The organism is Blastomonas sp. CCH1-A6, from assembly GCF_001556365.1.
GTDB lineage: Bacteria > Pseudomonadota > Alphaproteobacteria > Sphingomonadales > Sphingomonadaceae > Blastomonas > Blastomonas ursincola.
In genome coordinates, this window is sequence record NZ_LSIS01000143.1 from 1 (window position 1) to 1,111 (window position 1,111).

The window sequence follows — 1,111 nt, forward strand, 5'->3', positions numbered from 1 at the left end:
GAGGTTTGACGGAACAACGGCATAGCCGATCCGGCCTGCATAGGATCTATTACGACCGCGATCTTGAATTTGGCAGCGCCGAACCGTGGAATCCCGATGCCACAACCCGCGTGCTCACCATTCTCCTAACCAGTGAATATTGAGGGAGGCCATCATGACCAAATCGCCCCCGGTTATCGAGCTTAGCTGGCGTGATGAGAATTATGGTTCCGTCTGCGCCGTCGCCGCTTTCCGCAACTATGCGGGCACACTGGATTGGAGCGACCGCACCCACCAGCGGTTTCGCGGATGCCTGAAACGTGCAGGCTTCGCGTTCCATTGGGGGCGATGCAGCTATATCGCCACCAGCGGCACCCGCGAAGAGAGGCAGCACGCCCTTTGTGACGAGCTGGCCCGCGCAGGATTCCAGATCGACAGCGGCGACGTGAGGGCAGAGGCATGAACCGCGAACGCCGCAAGCAGATCGCCGCCGCCCGCGTGCTGATCGACAAGGGCAAAGCCCTGTTGGATGAGGCGCGCGACATGCTTGAAACCGTCAAGGATGACGAACAGGCCGCCCGCGAGAATCTACCACCCAGCCTTGAGGACAGCGAACGTGCGCAGGCGATGGACGCCGCAGTTTCCGAACTGGAAAGCGCGATTTCAGCCCTTGAAGACTTCGACGCCGACGAGATCGGCACAAACCTCGACACCGCCAGCGAATAGGAAGGATTGACCATGCAACCCATGCGCCACCTAGATCGAGACACGCGCCGCGCCCGCCTTCTGGCGGCGCGCACGCGCCCCGTCGGCGGCATCAACCGGCGCGGCATCTTCACCGGCCATTGGGACGGCGGCGATGTTGTGCGCCAGTTTCGCGGCGACAACGGATCATGGATCGGCCTTGCCGCCTACAAGGCGAAAGAAGAGCCGGAGCCGCAGCCATGAAAATCAGCAACACGGCGAGCGCCGTTCGCGTCACCCTCTCGCCTACCGAGATCAGCGATTTGCAATTTGTGATCGAGGCGGCCGAGCGCGCGGGGCATTATATGCCCGCGCGCGTCCCCAACATCATGGCGGCGCTGACGCGCAGCGCCGACGATGTTCGGATGAAACAGGCGATGAAGCGGGC

Annotated in this window: 4 protein-coding genes and 1 pseudogene; all 5 read left to right on the top strand. The window is 62.4% G+C overall.

Annotated elements, in window-relative coordinates:
• Positions 1 to 143, top strand: a 143-nt coding sequence (locus AX735_RS24895) for a DUF3768 domain-containing protein (RefSeq protein ID WP_156447433.1), incomplete at its 5' end; no start/stop codon positions are given.
• A gap of 11 nt (positions 144 to 154) precedes the next feature.
• Positions 155 to 442: a hypothetical protein gene (locus tag AX735_RS05785; protein ID WP_030541545.1), complete on the top strand. Its 288-nt coding sequence runs from the start codon at positions 155 to 157 to the stop codon at positions 440 to 442.
• On the top strand, positions 439 to 705 hold the full coding sequence (locus AX735_RS05790) for a hypothetical protein (protein ID WP_008831641.1): 267 nt from the start codon (positions 439 to 441) through the stop codon (positions 703 to 705). Before AX735_RS05785 ends, AX735_RS05790 begins: the two co-directional genes overlap by 4 nt.
• 12 nt (positions 706 to 717) lie before the next feature.
• Complete coding sequence (locus AX735_RS05795) at positions 718 to 927, top strand: hypothetical protein (protein WP_004213310.1); 210 nt, start codon at positions 718 to 720, stop codon at positions 925 to 927.
• Positions 924 to 1,111, top strand: a pseudogene (locus tag AX735_RS05800) (hypothetical protein); the annotation flags it as partial. The gene AX735_RS05795 and the pseudogene AX735_RS05800, both read left to right, overlap by 4 nt.

What these genes read in the sequence shown, in the direction of transcription:
- AX735_RS05785 (WP_030541545.1), top strand. Translation starts at nt 155, where the DNA reads ATGACCAAATCGCCCCCGGTTATCGAGCTTAGCTGGCGTGATGAGAAT.
- AX735_RS05790 (WP_008831641.1), top strand. Translation starts at nt 439, where the DNA reads ATGAACCGCGAACGCCGCAAGCAGATCGCCGCCGCCCGCGTGCTGATC.
- AX735_RS05795 (WP_004213310.1), top strand. Translation starts at nt 718, where the DNA reads ATGCAACCCATGCGCCACCTAGATCGAGACACGCGCCGCGCCCGCCTT.